This is a genomic window from Thauera sp. 27, from assembly GCF_000310125.2.
Lineage (GTDB): Bacteria > Pseudomonadota > Gammaproteobacteria > Burkholderiales > Rhodocyclaceae > Thauera > Thauera mechernichensis.
This window is the reverse complement of record NZ_AMXB01000094.1, coordinates 1-1,216: the sequence shown is the minus strand read 5'-3', so window position 1 is coordinate 1,216 and position 1,216 is coordinate 1. Positions and strand designations below refer to the sequence as shown.

The 1,216-nt window shown below is 65.0% G+C and carries 2 protein-coding genes; both read left to right on the top strand.

What is annotated here, in order from left to right:
• The coding region (locus tag B447_RS21520; protein ID WP_004249322.1) for a branched-chain amino acid ABC transporter permease at positions 1-633 on the top strand (633 nt) is incomplete at its 5' end.
• A partial coding sequence (locus tag B447_RS21515) for a branched-chain amino acid ABC transporter permease (protein WP_004249321.1) occupies positions 630-1,216 on the top strand: 587 nt, incomplete at its 3' end. The genes B447_RS21520 and B447_RS21515, both read left to right, overlap by 4 nt.

Sequence of the window (1,216 nt, the reverse complement as noted above, 5' to 3'; positions counted from 1 at the left end):
ATGATGTACCGCCTGATGTACCAGCCGATCGCCTCTGCGCCGGTGCTGATCCTGCTGATCGTGTCCGTGGCCCTGCATATCGCGATGGTGGGCCTGGGGCTGCTGTTCTTCGGCGCCGAGGGGCACAGAACGCCGGCCTTCAGCGAGCTCAGCTTCGATCTCGGCCCGCTGATGGTGACGGGGCAGACGATCTGGGTGCTGGTGGTGTCGGTGCTGCTGATCGTGGCGCTCTACCAGTTCTTCGAACGCACGCTGTACGGCAAGGCCTTGCGCGCAACCGCGATCAACCGCGTCGGGGCGCAGTTGATGGGGATCTCGCCCGCGCTTGCCGGCAAGCTCACCTTCTTCCTGGCCGCTTTCATTGGCGCGCTCTCGGGCGTGCTGATCGCCCCAATCACCACCATCTATTACGACACCGGATTCCTGATCGGGCTCAAGGGCTTCGTTGCCGCCATCATCGGCGGCCTGGCCAGCTACCCGATCGCCGCGCTTGGCGCCATTGCAGTCGGGTTGCTCGAAGCCTTCGCTTCATTCTGGGCCAGCGCGTACAAGGAAGTCATCGTGTTTACGCTAATCATCCCCGTGCTGCTGTGGCGTTCGCTGACCAGCCACCACGTGGAGGAGGAAGAATGAGAACCGACCGTCTGGTGCTGGGGGCCTTCCTTGCCCTGCTGTTGATGGTGCCGGCGATCCTTTCGCCGTACTACGTGACGCTGCTCAACTACATCGGCCTGTATGCGATGGTCGCCCTCGGCCTGGTGCTGCTCACCGGCGTGGGCGGGCTCACGAGCTTTGGCCAGGCGGCCTTCGTCGGCCTGGGGGCCTACACCACCGCTGCGCTGACCACGGCGACGGACCTGCCGGCCTGGCTGGCCTGGGTGGGGGCTTCGCCCTGGCTCACGCTTGTGGCGGGCTTGCTCATTACCGCTGCCGTGGCGGTCCTGCTGGGTTCGCTCACGCTCAAGCTGTCGGGCCATTTCCTGCCCTTGGGTACGATCGCCTGGGGCATCAGCCTGTACTTCCTGTTCGGCACCATGCAAAGCCTGGGCGGGCACACCGGCATCACCGGCATTCCGCCCATCGAGTTGTTCGGCTGGACGCTCGATGGCGGCGGCGAGATCTTCTACCTGATCTGGGCCTTCCTGCTGCTGGGCATGCTCACCACCCACAACCTGCTCGACTCGCGCGAAGGGCGCGCGATCCGCGCCTTGAAAGG